At 51.0% G+C, this 16047-nt stretch carries 14 protein-coding genes; 2 read left to right on the forward strand and 12 right to left on the reverse strand.

Annotated features, from left to right (window positions below; genetic code table 11):
• Positions 1-68: 68 nt before the first annotated feature.
• Positions 69-959, reverse strand: coding sequence for a DMT family transporter (locus ACEN8E_RS17585; RefSeq protein ID WP_495589198.1), 891 nt, complete (start codon positions 957-959; stop codon positions 69-71).
• A 197-nt stretch (positions 960-1156) separates the two neighbouring features.
• On the opposite strand from ACEN8E_RS17585, the gene ACEN8E_RS17590 reads away from it, so the two are divergent.
• Positions 1157-1918 carry a LysR substrate-binding domain-containing protein gene (locus ACEN8E_RS17590; protein ID WP_495589199.1) on the forward strand — a complete coding sequence of 254 codons (762 nt, stop codon included), beginning with the start codon at positions 1157-1159 and terminating at the stop codon, positions 1916-1918.
• 277 nt (positions 1919-2195) lie between these two features.
• On the opposite strand, the gene ACEN8E_RS17595 is transcribed toward ACEN8E_RS17590, so the two are convergent.
• The gene (locus tag ACEN8E_RS17595) at positions 2196-3011 is read right to left on the reverse strand and encodes a transporter (RefSeq protein ID WP_495589200.1); all 816 of its coding nucleotides are present in this window, start codon (positions 3009-3011) and stop codon (positions 2196-2198) included.
• A 520-nt stretch (positions 3012-3531) separates the two neighbouring features.
• The gene (locus ACEN8E_RS17600; protein WP_495589201.1) at positions 3532-4755 is read right to left on the reverse strand and encodes a DUF3422 domain-containing protein; all 1224 of its coding nucleotides are present in this window, start codon (positions 4753-4755) and stop codon (positions 3532-3534) included.
• 89 nt (positions 4756-4844) lie between these two features.
• Between ACEN8E_RS17600 and ACEN8E_RS17605 the strand changes: the two genes are divergently transcribed.
• Complete coding sequence (locus ACEN8E_RS17605; protein ID WP_495589202.1) at positions 4845-5078, forward strand: hypothetical protein; 234 nt, start codon at positions 4845-4847, stop codon at positions 5076-5078.
• A gap of 82 nt (positions 5079-5160) precedes the next feature.
• Here the strand turns inward: ACEN8E_RS17605 and ACEN8E_RS17610 are convergent, their stop codons facing one another.
• The 9 genes from ACEN8E_RS17610 to ACEN8E_RS17650 form a co-directional block, all read right to left on the reverse strand.
• On the reverse strand, positions 5161-5367 hold the full coding sequence (locus ACEN8E_RS17610) for a 4-oxalocrotonate tautomerase (RefSeq protein ID WP_495589203.1): 207 nt from the start codon (positions 5365-5367) through the stop codon (positions 5161-5163).
• A gap of 289 nt (positions 5368-5656) precedes the next feature.
• A complete protein-coding gene (locus tag ACEN8E_RS17615; RefSeq protein ID WP_495589204.1) occupies positions 5657-7018 on the reverse strand; it encodes an MFS transporter in 1362 nt (453 codons plus the stop codon).
• Between the two features lie 156 nt (positions 7019-7174).
• Positions 7175-8053 carry a hypothetical protein gene (locus ACEN8E_RS17620; RefSeq protein ID WP_495589205.1) on the reverse strand — a complete coding sequence of 293 codons (879 nt, stop codon included), beginning with the start codon at positions 8051-8053 and terminating at the stop codon, positions 7175-7177.
• A 119-nt stretch (positions 8054-8172) separates the two neighbouring features.
• On the reverse strand, positions 8173-9558 hold the full coding sequence (locus ACEN8E_RS17625) for an aminopeptidase P family protein (RefSeq protein ID WP_495589206.1): 1386 nt from the start codon (positions 9556-9558) through the stop codon (positions 8173-8175).
• A gap of 120 nt (positions 9559-9678) precedes the next feature.
• Entirely contained in the window at positions 9679-11334 is a 1656-nt protein-coding gene (locus ACEN8E_RS17630; RefSeq protein WP_495589207.1) for a hydantoinase B/oxoprolinase family protein, read from the reverse strand.
• Complete coding sequence (locus ACEN8E_RS17635) at positions 11327-13417, reverse strand: hydantoinase/oxoprolinase family protein (RefSeq protein ID WP_495589208.1); 2091 nt, start codon at positions 13415-13417, stop codon at positions 11327-11329. The genes ACEN8E_RS17630 and ACEN8E_RS17635 overlap by 8 nt, the downstream gene beginning before the upstream one ends.
• Before the next feature lie 11 nt (positions 13418-13428).
• Positions 13429-13953 carry a GAF domain-containing protein gene (locus ACEN8E_RS17640; RefSeq protein WP_495589209.1) on the reverse strand — a complete coding sequence of 175 codons (525 nt, stop codon included), beginning with the start codon at positions 13951-13953 and terminating at the stop codon, positions 13429-13431.
• 71 nt (positions 13954-14024) lie between these two features.
• Entirely contained in the window at positions 14025-14648 is a 624-nt protein-coding gene (locus tag ACEN8E_RS17645; protein ID WP_495589210.1) for a helix-turn-helix domain-containing protein, read from the reverse strand.
• A 675-nt stretch (positions 14649-15323) separates the two neighbouring features.
• Positions 15324-16046 (reverse strand): FadR/GntR family transcriptional regulator, encoded by a 723-nt coding sequence (locus tag ACEN8E_RS17650; RefSeq protein WP_495589211.1) that lies wholly within the window; start codon positions 16044-16046, stop codon positions 15324-15326.
• Between the last annotated feature and the right edge of the window lies 1 nt (position 16047).

The following is a 16047-nucleotide window of genomic DNA, read 5'->3' on the forward strand; positions in this document are numbered from 1 at the left end:
GTTCGAGAATTTGGAACATGTTGCCGGTTAGATGCCTTCAGATCATTTGAATTCGGCAGCGGACATTGCTAGCGCTGCCGAACGGGCGTCTGGATCACATACACGCCAACCAGAATTGCGCTCATCGCCATCAGATCCATTGCTCGCAGCCCCTCCCCGACAAGTATGCCGATCAGCAGCGCCACCACCGGTGGCAGGTACGTCACTGTCGAGGCTTGCACCGCTCCCATCCGCTGTACGATGAAGTAGTAGAGGACATACGCGATCCCGGTGCCGGTCAATCCAAGACCGAGGACGAGTCCGCTCAGGGCGACGCCACTCTGGCCGATGTTGCTCAAGCCCGAATAGGGCGTCATCAGTGCGAGAATGAAGAGCGCCAATCCGACCTGATAGGTGGACAACGCGAGCGGCGCGATTTCCAGGTTCGACATGAATCGCCTGGCATAGACGAACGAACTTGCCAGACTGAGCGACCCCAGGATCATGTAGCCCACACCCCACGGATCGAGCCCGCCAGCACCGGTGCTCCAGGGGCGAGCGATCAACAGCACACCCAGGAACCCCAATACCACGCCGACGATCTTTCTGACGTTGATCGACTCTTGCTTCAGGAACAGCGTCGTCAACACAAACGTAAAAAGCGGGATGGCACCGCTGAGCATGCCGGCGACACTGGATGGCAGCAGCGCGGTCCCCTTTGCGAAGGCGTAGTAATACAACACGGTTGCCAATATCGACATGACAAGGAAGTGGGGCCAGTGACGCAGGTGTTGCTTTTGCAGGACGCCGCGATAAAGCGCGAGCGCCAGGATCGGGAAGAAACCGAACAGCACTCGCAGGAACACGATCTGGATAGGACTGATCAGTTCGGCCGCCCACTTCATGAAAATGAAATTGCTGCCCCAGATCAGGCCCAGAGATGCGAACGCAAAAATGGCAGGGCGCGCTATCGTTTTCATGCTCGACTCCACTGGGTTGGCGGCCTGCGAAGGTCACACCGGGTGACATGAGACGGTGCTTCAACAGCTTGGCGTACAGGCGCAGACAATGCGTATTCATGCCTTATTGCCGCGGATGGCGACTGCCAATGGGATAGACATTAGGCCCTTCACTCTCCAGCAACCAGCCTGTAGATTCGCAAGGAATCCTTTCACAGGTGGGAGACCATGGATCGCAAGGGGAATTGACCATCAGCGCGCCCGCGATCATGGGCCAAATGCATATTGTGCTCATTGTCGTGGAGTTTCTCCGAACCTGTTCGGACATCCGTGTGCGCTTGCAACTGACCGATCGGAACGTGAACCTCCTGGAGGAGCACGTCGATCTCGCTCTACGCTTCGGTGAACTGCCCGACAGCAGCATGATCGCCACGCGTGTTGCGTTGCTTCGACAGGTGCTGTGCGCGAGCCCCACTTACGTGAAAGTCCGTGGCGCACCGACGATGCAAGATGATCTCGAATCACATGACTGTGTGACGTACGAAGGTTTCTGGACCGGGAACTATTGGGCTTTCGGTACAAACGCAATTGCGCAGGAGATCCGTGTCTCCTCGCGGCTCGTCGCAGACTCAACCGAGGCGGCGATCATCGCCGCAACAGCCGGGGCAGGAATCGAACGAGCATTGTCGTATCAGGTAGACAAGCTGGTGGAATCGGGCGCGCTGGTATCCTTGCTGGAGGCGTATGAACCTGCGCCCATGCCTGTCAACCTGCTCTACCCCAGCCAGCGCCAGGTTCCGCTGAAGGTACGCGCGTTCCTGGACTTCTCGGTTCCGCGATTAAGGGAGCGGCTCGGCTACCAAAGTGCCTGGTCAGCCATACCGTGGGAATGTCATTCATGGTTTTCGAAGGGATCCAGGGCCTTTCACTGGTGGAAGGATTCCTTTCGAGTTTGCTGGCCAGTGGGCGAATCACAATGACTCCAGCTTAGGTGCGGTCGGTTCGGTTGCCCTTGCTGATCGAACCACCCGCCCCTCACCAAATGAATCAGGAGTACCCCATGCTTCTTGAACTCCACCTGACCATTACTTGATGACTGTTGGCATATCGTCCGTCCTGCCTGTGCGATAGGAACACTCAGAACGAGTACGATCGGATGTACCCTGTCAGCGTCGTTATAGGCCGCTTCACGCCCTTCGTGACGGGCAGTAACCGGCCAAAAGCAGACGCTTTGCATGCTCCATTGAGCTTTGGCGCTCACTTGGGAAACAACAGTGTAAACGCCACCCGGAATCCCCAGCCCTCGGCACCATCTTTCGGACTATCTGCCCAATAGCGTGGTCCTGCTTGCAGGGTCATGGGTTGATGGCCCACTTTGAACAACTGGGTGACGAAAAGGTTGATTGGCACTGACCATTCGCGGGTCTGCCAGTCATAGGTGGATTCGGTGTTGATGCCGAAGGTGGTGTAGGTGTGAGTGGTGTAGCTGAAGAAAGGTTGCAGGAAAGTCGCGTTGACCTTGTCCTTGTCATCGGGCGGGCTGTTTTCCAGCGACCAGATGTGATTGGCCAGAATGCCGCGGGTCCAACCATTGCTCTGTTTGAGGGCCACCACTGTGGGCCCCAACCCCCATTGCTCACTGCTCAAAAGCTCATCGCTGCCGGTCGGCACCAGAATCGCCGGTCCTGCCCCCCAAATCCAACCACTGGAAGTCGGCTGCCTGGGTGAAAAAAAGAAGCTCTGGGTCACATCCCCCATACCGGATTTGTCCGCCTGCCCACCAGGTACCAGACCATGCTGATCAATGATCGGCAGGATGGTTCGGGAGATCAGGTTCCACTCGTCATTGATACTGAATGGCAGCACTGGCTGGATGTTGGTGACACTTTGGTAGCCCTCACCGCTCGGGCCAAGTTTTTGGTTCCAGTTGTACTGAACAGGTACGCTGTAGAGTGCGGCAACGGGATTCAGCGTTTGCTTGGCCAGCTCGGCCTGACTATCGACGGCGAGGCTGATTTCGGGCCATACCACCGCAAAGGTAATGAAAGGAACAAGTCGAACGCCATTGTTCATTTCCAACTCCTTTCTCGAAATTGAGAGCTTGGGCTGTTGTATCGCGGTTACAAGGCTGAGGATGACCCTGCCGCCGATGAGCTTAGATCAGGTATCTGAACTATGTTCGGCGGGGAAAAACACTGTCTCCGGCCAGTCGGATTAACTCGTATTGACTAACGTCCCGTTGAGCCATCGATCAGTCGTCTGAAAGGCAGCAATCGGCCAAAAGCGGACTGTGTGTTGGTGCCTACGCCGAATTGACCCAGTTTCCGACATGTCACTGACCCCGTCCGACTCAACGCGAACCACTACCTTTACTGGATTTGTTCCGATTTGAAGGTGGGTGAGTGATACGTCAGCACGTGGGTTAATTCCGCATTGGCGTCAACAGCTATTCGAGGAGGCTCGTTTGAACCTGACATAGCATTGGTTTTTCCGGTTGAGTCTCGAAGTTGAAGTCCCCAATCACTCAACGTTTTCTATGACCTGCAGTCGTGGTGACGGAGGTTGATCCCTCGGTACAAAGTCTGAGGGTATCTCAATGATATTTTACGGCTCTGATTTTCATCAATATCTTCAACAAAACCAGTGCTGCAACAGGTGCCATTACCATCACGGCCGCTCTTTGCGACACGTCCACTCCCAGCACATGGATGCCCGAGTAAAGCAGCTTGAACAGGCTTAGCACATAGTAGGTGATGGCGATGATGGAGAGCCCCTCCACCGCCCGCTGGATCTTGATTTGCGCATCGGCCCGGGCATTCAGGCTTTTGAGGATTTCGGCATTCTGTTCTTCCATTTCCACCTGCACGCGAGCCTGCAGGAGTTCGCCCAGATTGGCCACGCTCTTGGCCAGCACGTCGAGGCGCTGTTCGGTCACGGCGCAGTATCTGACCGTCGGTTTGAAGCGTCGCTCGATGAAGATCCCCACGCGCTGGCAATCACCGGCGTGATTCTCCCGCAACTCTGCCAAGCGTTCGAAGACCAGTTGGGCGTAGGCTTGCGTGGCGCTGAAGCGGTGTCGGTGCTTGGCTGAGAGACTGACGACTTTCGCCGACAGGGCTGCAATTTCCGTGAGCAACTCCTTTGCATTACTCGAATCGGGAGCTGAATTGCGCTCCGATAGTTCGGCCAGGGTTTTATCGAAAACATTGAGCTGCGAGCTCAACTGCTTGGCGGCGGGAAGCGAGAGCGAGGCCATCATGCGATAGGTTTCAATCTCGAGCAGCCGGCGAATCATCCGACCCTGGCGGTAGGCGTTCAGGTGCTTATTGATGAACAAAAACCCGTTTTCGCCGTCCTCACCGAGCCTGAAGTCGCTCCATACCGCTGCATCACCGCCACCGATGGAGGAGCCGCAAGGGTCCTTGAACCCGTACTCCAAATGATCGCCGTTCCAGGAGTGCTCGTTTCGCACCACAATTTGCACGCGGCTGATCAACAGTTGGGTGTAAGGGCTGATTTTGGCGGCCAGGGCATCTGGCAAGGCAATCCAGTGCGGATTTTGCTCGGTAGTGGTCACAACGTAGGTGAGGGTGAAGAACTCGGCATGTCGCTCCCATTTCAGCCAGTGCCCATCCAGCTTGATGATGCCTTGGGGCGTTTCATCAGCCACGGGTTCTGTGTAGAGACTGTCGAGTAGCGCCTGTCGATCGCCATTGTTGCCCAGGATGGCCAAGTGAAACACATGGGCCGGTTCGCTGAAGTACAGGGAAGGGCGGGCGTGCAGTTCGTTGTGCAGCGTATGTCGTAGCGGGTGCATGGTGGCCTTTGCCTTATTGTTGCCTATGCCTTGAGCGCTGAGTCCTTGCCACTGGTGATGATGTCTAGGACAACTGGGTCAGGATGTCCGTGAGTTTTGTTCTGGAACATCCATGCTTTCCAGAGACACTATCCATAGAGCGTGCCGATGACGGCTTCTGTGATTCGGCCTTTAGAGTCACTGATGGCGCTACAGGTACTTTCGTCACACTCGATGGAAATGATTGCACTCAGCGGCGCAGCGTTGCTGCTTTTGAACTGATTGATCTCCTGCTGCTCATCGGTCAATGGACAGAATTCACGGAGGACCAGAAGGAGTCTTAAGTCGCACCCTGACGGAGTAGCAGCGCAATGCCTGCCCGTTCGTCGCGGCAACCAACCGCCGCATGCGCGACGGACTTGAGGATCAGCGGTGGCGGGCCTCCTCCGGTGGCGGCGCCAGGAACTGGCCAGCACGAGCCCAGTCGTAGGACGGTATTTCGACAAAGACGACGTCTACGGATTCCACCTGGCATTTCAGAATTTCAACGGTCAAGCGCGTTAGTTCCTTAACATAACTAGCTTTCTGCTCACGCGAGCGCCCAGGGCTAAGTTCAACTCGTATTGTGGGCATTTCATTATCTCCTAAAAAGTAACCATTTCAGTGAGGGGGATATAACTCATCCTCTACTCCGCTCATACAACTCACTTGGGCAGGCCTAGGGATGGCCTGAAGTAATCGCGTGTTTCTGGTCGAGATCACATCCCAGCACCGCGTCCTTGCGTCGTGCCGGGTGATCACTAACTAATATTTACATCTTCAACAAATAGTGCATGCGCCAATCCGACTTAAGCAGATTAATTGAAATCTCGCGATCCAATTCGCCACGCCCTACTGATGCGACGCCTTATTACTCACATATTTACTCTAGGTCTCTACCCTCGGTCTCAGGCAAAAGAAGCGCCAGAAGGACGCTGGCGATCATAAAAATGTTGATAGAAGTAGTGGTGAAGTTATAAGAAGCACCTTGGGCGACTAATGCTCCGACAACTGTGGGCGCAAAGATATTTGCGATGCGTTGAGAGAAAATCGCCCAACTGTAACCAATAGTACGAACACGGGTGGGATAAAGCTCTGCGATCCAAGTGTCCCATACACCCCAAGCGCCCAGACTGAAGAAGGCCAATGCAAAATTAGCAGCAACCACTGAATTCAATGACTCCGCGTTTGCAAAAACATATCCCGAAAGAGCCGCTGCGGCTATATAAGCTACCAATACCTTCTTTCGACCAAACTTTCCGGTAAAGTAGGAAGCAGTGATATATCCCGGGACCATGCAAAGAGCGGAAATAGCAATGAAGCTGTAACTTTGTGGAATACTGAAACCACGTTGCTGAAGAAGCGTCGGCAACCAGGTTTGTAAGCCCCAATATCCCCAAGAGAACGTGAAGTTAAGAGCAAGTTGGACCACCGTGAGCTTAAACATAGGCCCCGAAAGCGCCTCTCGCCACCCTCCGCTTTTCGATGTCTGCAAGAGCAGTTTGGTAGCACTGGGGATATGTAATTCACCTCCGCTGAGGCGAGCAATAGTATCTCGTGCGGCCTGTTGACGACCAACAGAGACTAGCCAATAGGGTGATTCAGGAACAAATAGCGCGACTACAACACACCACAAGGCGGCACAGCTGCTGGCGAAAAGTATCCAACGCCACCCATAGGGCTCAAGTAGTACGGTTGCGCCCAGCGCAAAAATGATACCAATTGGCCAACCTGATGCGAGGTATACAGTAAGACGTCCTCGCCACTTCACTGGTAGTAATTCAGCGAAATAGGGGAATGTAACGATCAGCATACCAGCTGCAGCAACCCCAGATAAGAAGCGAGTCGCGTAAAGCATACTATAGTCTTTGGAAAAGACACTGATCAGCGAGATGATACCGTAAAGAATCATGCTCGAGATTACAGTCTTCTTCCTGCCAATTTTATCTGTAATAAAGCCCCATAAAATTGAGCCTACGGCCATCCCAACAAAAATCGCGCCAATTAAGTTACCAATTTCCAAAGGGGTAAGCGAAAAATCTTTGGCTATCAGTGAGGACGTATAGACGATAATCATCATCTCCCACGCCTCAATTACAAAAACGAAGAAAAGCGCCAGGCAACTTTTAAAATGCTGCATTGTCAAGGGGAGCTTTTCAAAAACCTCCCCCAATGGAGCACTTGGACCGAAAGAAACCGATGGCTCTTTCAACTTATTGGCATTATCTACTTCTAGGACAGACATGCGACCTCCCACTGTTTAACTAAAATCAATCACATAGCGGTAAAAATAGCGGGCAATACACACCCAAATAAGTCAACGCTCATGTAACGATCCGTTAAATGGTTTTTTGTAAAAATTAATTAAGCCGCTATAGCTTGGCGGGCAAAAGCCTTCGGTCTATAGATATTTTACCAGTACAAACGAAGCGAAAGGTGCGGCCTCCAAATTATCCGTATGGTGGTAATCGAAACTTACGTTACCAAACAGATAAAGTCCTTGTTTGCTAAACCCAAAGTACGAGATGGACGGACCGATGAAACCTTGTTCGGAAGGCTTAAAATCAGAGGCCGATTGGTTATTAAAGCGGTATTCGTGGTGAATACCAACACCCACATCAGGTGTGACATCATAACCTGCCACCATATCGGCAACAGTATATGAAACGCCACCGCGAAGGTGATCCGACACCCCACCGCCCAGGTCTGTAGAATTTTTTGACTCTGCACTATAAAAAACAGAAACCGGGTTTACTGTGGCCGTAAACTTACCGAACTTAAAGAAGTTATTTACACCAAAGTAATACGAATAATTGTTTCCGAAGGCTCGAAACCCTGTAGTGTCAGATGAATTGTTTGGAAATGAGACCGTTAGCAACGGAGAAATTGTCCAAATAGAATAGTCACACTTAGAGCAATCTTTCGGGTCGATAATATTATAGTAGTACTCAAGCCCGACGTTGGGATTGGAAACGCCCCAGCTTTTCCCTTTACCAGCATCGTCAGCTTCACTGTATCCAGCAGTAGCACCTGCCCAGACTTCGAACTGGTCCCTTCCTGTTCCAGTAAAGCCGTCAGTGAAATAGGCGAGGATATTGTTCGTGTAGAGGCTATTTTTGCCATCCTGATGCGTTACCGTTGGGAAGGTCTCAAACGCGAACTCGTTTGTTGCCCCCATTCCGCCATAGTTTATAAATTGATTAGCAAATGTAGGCGATGCTGCAACAAAAGCCATACTTGACGCTATGGAAGTGAAAACTTTGGAGAAGGATTTACTCATGACAAGCCCTAAAATATCCCAGCACGTGACAACTAGCGTTTGCTTTGCAAACGCGGGCTATCCGCAGCTTTATTGTTGTTAAAAGATATAAATACTCACCAATCAGAACTGTTATCTCATCACATCAATAGCTCCTCAACATCTTTTACCGTTTTTGGAATACCGTCACTTAACACTCTAGATCCTGTTCTGGTGATGAGAACATCATCCTCAATACGCATCCCACCAAAATCTATATAACGATTGAACACCGAGTAATCGATCATATCCGAATGCTTTTTTGATCTGTCCCACTGGCGGATCAACTCAGGAACAAAATAAATACCAGGCTCGACTGTTACCACCATATTTTCTTTCAGGGGCTTAGCCAGCCTTAAGTATTTAAGTCCAAACAAAGCACTTCGGCTGTGTGCACTGTCGTACCCCACATTCTCCTCTCCATAGGACTCCATATCATGTACATCCAGTCCAAGTTGATGACCAAGCCCATGGGGAAAACAGAGCGCATATGCCCCTGAATCCACGACATCCTCCACTTTCCCTTTGAAAAACCCCAGGCAAACCATTCCTTTGACGATTTGCATTGCTGCAATACGGTGAGCAGTGATAAACGGAACTCCTGGCCGAAGAACAGCAATAGCGGTTTGCTGCGCCTCGTAAAGCAACTGATAAAGTTCGCGTTGTTCTGGTCTAAATCGCCCACCGACTGGCAAGGTTCGAGTTATATCTGTGGCATATCCTAGAGGGCTTGATGCGCCATAGTCATTAACTACCAAATCACCCTTTCGCAACACATTATCGTGACTGTGATTATGGAGAATCTCTCCATGCCTGGTGAATATTGGGGCGTATGCCTCAGCGAGTCCGTGCGCTCCCATTACATGACGCATTCGCGCAACCACTTCATACTCCGAGACTCCCGGACGTGACGATATCATCGCCTCCCGATGCATCAGGCCGGTGACTTTCATAGTCTGTTCGATCTGTATGACTTCAGCATCACTCTTGATCTCTCGCAGACCAACCAGTGCTTCAACTAAATTTTTAGATACGAAACTCTCCAGTAGCGCAAAATTGATTTCAAGGAGACGACAAAGTTCCAGTTTTGTTTGGGCACGATATGCCGGCAAAATATGGATATTCCGCTGATTGGATTTTGCTGCACTAATAACCGTGCCAATGGCCTCATATGGCTTGACGCCCGAACAACCACACGCCGCAGCTAGGTCTGACAAGTCCGCGGTCTCGCCGTGCCAGATTTTGTCATCTGCCTCGGCCTGGATTCCGAACAATGTTGACGTTCTATCATCCAAATCAATAACGGCCGCCATCCCTGGAACATTTAGCCCAAACAGATATGCAAAAGAGCCATCCTGCTTAAATGGGTAAACGTTATGAGAGTAGTTGATCGGTGAGTCTGTATTGCCGATAAGCACTACTATGCCAGAAGGCATTAGAGAGCAAAGCCTATCGCGCCTATCCTGATAAGTTATTGCATCAAACATAATGCGATCTCACTTCATCAATAAAAAATATTTGGCACATGCCCATACAGACTCACCTGCAACCAATTGCTGGCCACATCGATACAACGTATAACTTACTTACAGTTGGTTTCGAGTAAATTACCGGAAGCCATAGACTTCGAAGGCACGTTCCGGCGTGATCAACTCATCACGCAGATCCTGCAAAATAGCTTCATGAGACCTTTTACGAGGATCGCCATACCCCGCACCATTGCCAGTTATAATCCTGGCGACGTCATCTTTATTCATGCGGATGTCACTATCAAACGCATGACGAGTAACCGATGCATCGGTACGCACTAATTGGACATGGTTGGAAGTTCCATCATTGCCGCCTTCAAGCCCCCACGGCAGAACTTTGGAGCGGGAATAACCGCAGGTCATGGATGCGTTATCCTCCCGAACTCTGTACTCAAGAACGATACCGCGGCCGCCACGATACTGCCCTTCTCCACCAGGTTCCATATTAAGCGACAACTTATCAACTTTTACACCGTAACGGTTTTCGGCAATTTCAACCGGGCAATTAAATGTATCGCCATGGATCGGAGAGAAAACAGCATGATTGCCGTCATGTTCATGAGTAGCCCCCCACCCTCCTAATTCAGGCTCCACCAAAGTGAATGCATTACCGGTGCTCGGATTAACCCCACCAATAAACGTTACGCAATTTGAGGAATACGTTCCTGCACAAACCAGTTTTGGGTTGTGTTGGGCGAGGCACCGGAGAATCAGGTCATGCACTCGAATCAATGTTTCAAAATAGAATCCAACTGCTGCTGGAGTCTGCGCATCGAACACACTATTAGGCCGGGTGAGTACGGTAAGCGGACGGAAGGTTCCACCATTCGCAGGAGAGGAACTATCAGTAATCGATTTGAATACCATTTGAGCCGCGATTTCGGTCGCATCACGGCAGATATTGCCTGGCCCTTTTACACTATCTGGGTTGTCGCGCAGGTCAATGACCATGCCCTCATCGTTGATGTCAATCACAACACGATATGTGGCGCCGTCATCCTGAGGTTCTTCGTATTTAAAACGACCTTTGGGAAGCGCTTGTAACGAGCGCAGGGAGACTTGTTCCGCAAGGTCCATGGATTCGTTGAGAGCGCTATTGAACGCGTCAACCCCATACTTGGAGATGATTTCGCTAAGCCGTAGTTCACCACTCCTGACCGCAGCAACACCTGCCCACATGTCACCCTCGGAGAAGTCGGGCATACGAGAGTTTGCCTTGATGATATCGACTACTGATCGAAGCACCTTTCCCTTCGAGATGAGCTTGACAGCTGGAAGACGAAGCCCTTCCTGGAAAATCTCTGTTGCATTAATGGCCATGGAGCCCGGAACCATGCCACCGACATCATTCCAATGCGCACTATTCGCTGTCCAGGCGACAATTTTATCGCCAACGAAAACAGGCATGGCAATAACCATATCGTTGAGGTGAGTAACACCTCCGTACGCCGGATCATTGGTAATGAATACATCACCAGGTTCGATATCTCCTGATTGATCGTAGATCTCAACCAGACGCCTTACCGCTTTGTCAACGACCCCTACGAGAACCGGGATGCCAGCACCTGAACTCGCCATCTCACCCTGCGCGTTCAGAATACCGGTGCCCATATCCAGTACTTCGTAAATAATCGGGCTCATTGCAGTTACCCGCATGGCGTCGAACATTTCAGCTGCAATCGCCTGAAGCGAGTTCTGGATAATTTCCGAAGTAAACGCGCTGGTCTTACTCATGATCGTCTCCAAAGTTCAAATTGGTAACACAGACATTGCGATACCCATCAATTTCCACATGATTGTTTGGGAAAATGACAATTGTCGTGCCTGGATCTTCAATCACGGCAGGACCGGTAAACTTCATACCTGGAGCGAGGCGCAAGCTGTCATAAATGTCCGCCTCATGCACACCCCACTCAGAGTAGTTGACACTTCGGGAGCCTTTCTTGGCTGCGCTTGCCTCTGCGCCTCCGCACTCTTGAGATTTGATTTCAAGAGCCCCTACAGCCGCAGTGGAAACCAGATGGAAGCCAACCATTTCTACTGGAGCATAGAGTCGATAAGTGAATTGCCTCTCATATTCAGCATGAAACCTGATAGCTACCTGGTCTAGGTTTTCGGGCAACCGTTCATCATCATTCAGTTGAACTTCAATAGCGTGCTCTTGGTTTTGATAGCGGAGCTTAACTGCACGACCAATGCTGACATTTTTCGCAGCAATACCTTCTAGCTCATAGTCCTTATAAGCACTATCAACCAATTCATCCAGCAGCGCTTGCGCCGTTTTAATGTTTGGAATGTCCTCAAAACTCGCAAGTTTTGTGATGAACTGATCACGTCGCAAATCCGACATCATCATTCCCCAAGCGGAAAATACGCCTGCTGCTTGCGGAATAATAACCTTTTTAACCCCAAGTTCCTGGGCCAGGGATACAGCATGCATACCGCCCCCACCACCAAACGCTACAAGGGTGAAGTCCCTAGTATCAAATCCTTTGTTGATAGATACCAGTTTCAAAGCATTAACCATATTGTAATCAGCAATCTGGATAATGCCCTTGGCAACCTCGACTGGCGGCAGATTCAGGCGCTCCGCAAGCCCAGACATCGTTGTTTCGACGGCACCCATATCGGCTTCAATCGTACCCCCACAAAAATAATTGGGGTTGATCCGACCAAGCATCAAATTTGCATCAGTAGTGGTAGCGTTCATGCCACCTCGACCATATGCAGCAGGCCCTGGTAATGCTCCTGCGGATTTAGGTCCGACATGCAATTTGCCGAAATCATTCACCCATGCGATGGAGCCACCACCATTTCCAATTTCAACCAGATCAACAACCGGAACCATAATTGGGTAGCCTGGATTGGCTCGGTCCCGTTCAATGTAATAATCCGTTTTGATCTGGACATCACCATTTTTAATCAGGGCACATTTAGCAGTAGTTCCACCAATATCAAGCGCGATAACATTTGTCTCGCCGATCAAGCGTCCCAGAGCTGCTGCACCCCACATGCCGCTAGCCGGACCGGACTCCACCATTGTGATCGGCGCCTGCTTCGCGTGGTCAAGGGTGTCCACTCCACAGTTTGACTGCATTACATAAATCGGGCCCGCATAATCGCTGCGCCGTAACTCACTCTCCAAGCGTGAAAGGTAACGTTCAGCGATTGGCTGAACATATGCGGAAAGTACGGCAGTATTGGTGCGCTCGTATTCACGCCATTCCCTGGTGATTTGGTGGGAACCAACCACTGATACCTCTGGCCAAAGCGATTTGATAGCAGCCAAGGTCTCTTGTTCATGTGACGGGTTTGCGTAAGCATGCAAATAGCTGACGGCGATTGCTTCGACACTTTCTGCGCGGAACTTATTCAGGATTTCGGGAAGACCGGACAAATCAATAGCAGTCAGGACTTCGCCATTTGGGCCCATACGTTCAGGAATTTCGCGCCTGAGGTAGCGAGGGACGAATGGCTCTGATTTACGATACTGTAAATTGTAAAAATCAGGTCGCGCGCCCCGCGCGATCTCCAGGACATCGCGGAACCCTGCCGTCGTCAACAACGCCGTTTTGACACCCCGCTTTTCGGTAAGGGCATTGATCACGACCGTAGTGCCATGGGTAAAGATGCCAATATCTGCAATATCGACATTTCCACGCCGTAGAACCTCAAGAATCCCTTCTTCAAAATTTGGGGGTGTCGTGTCCGCCTTGGCAGTTCTGACAGTGTGATGACCAGACTCGTCGGTTTGGAAGTAAACCAAGTCTGTAAAAGTACCACCTACGTCAGTGCACACGCGATTATGTTGCTTCACTTTGTTCTCCTTTATTTTTGTTTGTCCGAACGACGAGCTAGGAGCAATGGTGTATACACAAGTGCCAATAGCGCATTTGCTTGGGAAATTTTTTCCGGTGTAAACCAATCCGTCTCATTGAAAATATTAACTGTACCTACAACTTCTCCGTGCAGTACTACAGGGAGATTCACACCGGATCCGCAATAAACTTCCGCAATTGTTTCGTGATCAAAGAAAAACTTACGCAAGTCGCTCGGTTTATTACAAATCACGGGCTTGTGCTGCTCAAAGATCAAACTAGCCCATTCTCCGCCTTGAAGCTGTTTGCTGCCGCCGACCGGGAATCTGCTTTCATCTGAACTCCACAGCCGCTCGACCGTAGAACTGCTCTTTAAAATTGAAGTAATCGTCAGTAATCGAAAGCCAATTAATTTCTGAAGCAATTTCGCTACCGACGGAAAGCCTGTATCTCGACTGCTTCCAGAGGCCAAGTCCGCCGCAATATCTGCAAGGCATTCGAATGAAATATCACTATTTTTATTAATTTTAGACAAAGTAATCCCTCCCTCGCCAAATAATTGGCGAGGCGCCCCCTCTATAGAAATTCTAAACTTGATTGATTATTCTATTTTGCCAACTCAGAAAACTCAGTACCGTTCATAGCCAAAGAGCTTGTCTCGCCTACCGCATGAGTTTCACCGTCGAATATATCCAGAGTTCCTGTCCATATAACCTCTGCAAATCCGAAATCACTTGGCAAGGCCTCAATACTATGTGGTGTCATAGCATCAAAATGCAGACTATCGCCCTCTTCCAAAATAAAAGTTTCTGAATTTACTTCATACTGAATGCGACCGCGCAAAACAAAAACCATTTCCTCACCGTGGTGTGAAACGGTTTCAGAACGATAGCCACTCGGCATTGAAAACTTTACCGAATGCAATGCACTTCCAGTAAAGGCACTGGAGAGCCTTTCATACTGCACCTGTCCGTCATCTAACTTGTACTGAACACGTTTGTCGTGGTAGGTGTCCGGATGTGGGCCTGCAGGCCGACCTGTCAATTCACCAATTGAAGTGCCGAGAATCTCGGCAATGGTCGCCAACGACGAGAGCGACGGAGTCGTCTGATTACGCTCGATTTGCGAAATGAAGCCTGTTGAAAGCCCCGAAGCTTCCGCCACGTCCTTTAGGGTCAATTTCAATTCGCGACGGCGTTCCCGAAGTCGTTCGCCCAACGGACCAATCATGCTGGTTTCCTCTATTTCCTGGCTGGAGACCAACCAAGGTTGATTGAAATTTAGTAGGGCTAAAAATTTTAGTCAAGCTATAATTGTAGTCCTACTATAATTCTGACAGTCGGCACTGAAGCAACCCACAGTGCCCGCGTGAATGCAGGCGCGCATCAGGGCACATCCCACCCCATAGATGCAACATTCGCCCATTCCGCGCTTGTGCTGCCTAAGTCGCGGCCGGTTCAATCTGATGAGAGATGATTATCATTCTGTAAAACGATCCACACTTGACCGGCAGGGATGGCTGAGCTTTCAGCTTCGTCAAGAGCAGCAGTGAAGCGCGTGTATTGGGGGAGCAGCCGGCGGCAACGCCGGTCGGCTTCGAAATATCTCCATCGGTTCACCTCGATGGTTCAGAACACAGGCCGGTCACTTCGGAAGAGGTGGTGCGGAAGCCGGCAACCACCTGAATGACAAGGCATCGGTACACCGTCTTCCAACCACTAATCGGCATGAGGTTTCGGGGCGCGCAGTACGCATGGATAAGCCAGCGATTCTCGCGGCGGACCGCACTCGCGAACTGGAGGCGTTAGGAGGGAGGCGAGCCAACTTTGAAAATTTGCTAGGCGCCGACTGTGTCTAAGAAGCGATCGCTTATGATCGAAGCGAACAAGTAAGTAGTAAGCGCCATCACTCCAGCGAGTTCATGTCTCGCTGCACGCGCTTCAGATGCCCCTCCACATAGAACGCTGCGGCCTCTTCGTCACCAGTCACGATCGCTTCATAGATCAATTGATGCTCAGCCACATACAGCTGAATCCGCTCCGGGTCGTAAATCCCGTCGTCCCGCAACCTGTTCCATAGTGGTTGGGCCATGGTCTTACTGATTTCTTCGGCGATCTTCACGATGAGTTGGTCCCCAGTCATAACTGCGAGCTGGCGATGGAATAGCCGATCGGATTCGCTCCAGCGCGCCTGGTGAAGCGGATCGGTGATGTCCTTCACGTCGGCCATCTGTTTGAGGTACTGCTCAGCTATTGGGTCGCGTTGCGCGCGGCGGGCAGCCAGACGGGCGATAGCAGGCTCGATCAGCATGCGGACCCCGAGAGTGCTAATAGGACTGAAATCAGGATCGGCCAGCAGCTCATTCGGTTTAAGCGGCAGCCCTTTGTTACAGGGTTCCAAAACATCGGCAACGTAAGTGCCGGAGCCATGCCGCGTCAGGACAAGACCTTCGTTCTGAAGGGCGCCAATCGCCTCACGCACTGCTGGCCGGCTCACACTCAGCAGTTGCGCCAAATCTCGCTCGGATGGCAGGCGAGCCCCCTGAGTATATTGACCATTGAGGATACCCGCCCGGATCTGATCCGCGACCTGTTCATAGATCTGCTTGGGGCGGAAGTCTACTTGCATG

This window comes from Pseudomonas sp. Pseusp9, assembly GCF_059491265.1.

Excerpts from the sequence above, each read along its gene's own strand:
- ACEN8E_RS17620 (WP_495589205.1), bottom strand. The coding sequence starts at position 8,053 with ATGAGTAAATCCTTCTCCAAAGTTTTCACTTCCATAGCGTCAAGTATG.
- ACEN8E_RS17625 (WP_495589206.1), bottom strand. The coding sequence starts at position 9,558 with ATGTTTGATGCAATAACTTATCAGGATAGGCGCGATAGGCTTTGCTCT.
- ACEN8E_RS17650 (WP_495589211.1), bottom strand. The coding sequence starts at position 16,046 with ATGCAAGTAGACTTCCGCCCCAAGCAGATCTATGAACAGGTCGCGGAT.
- ACEN8E_RS17585 (WP_495589198.1), bottom strand. The coding sequence starts at position 959 with ATGAAAACGATAGCGCGCCCTGCCATTTTTGCGTTCGCATCTCTGGGC.
- ACEN8E_RS17595 (WP_495589200.1), bottom strand. The coding sequence starts at position 3,011 with ATGAACAATGGCGTTCGACTTGTTCCTTTCATTACCTTTGCGGTGGTA.
- ACEN8E_RS17645 (WP_495589210.1), bottom strand. The coding sequence starts at position 14,648 with ATGATTGGTCCGTTGGGCGAACGACTTCGGGAACGCCGTCGCGAATTG.
- ACEN8E_RS17615 (WP_495589204.1), bottom strand. The coding sequence starts at position 7,018 with ATGTCTGTCCTAGAAGTAGATAATGCCAATAAGTTGAAAGAGCCATCG.
- ACEN8E_RS17610 (WP_495589203.1), bottom strand. The coding sequence starts at position 5,367 with ATGCCCACAATACGAGTTGAACTTAGCCCTGGGCGCTCGCGTGAGCAG.
- ACEN8E_RS17600 (WP_495589201.1), bottom strand. The coding sequence starts at position 4,755 with ATGCACCCGCTACGACATACGCTGCACAACGAACTGCACGCCCGCCCT.
- ACEN8E_RS17630 (WP_495589207.1), bottom strand. The coding sequence starts at position 11,334 with ATGAGTAAGACCAGCGCGTTTACTTCGGAAATTATCCAGAACTCGCTT.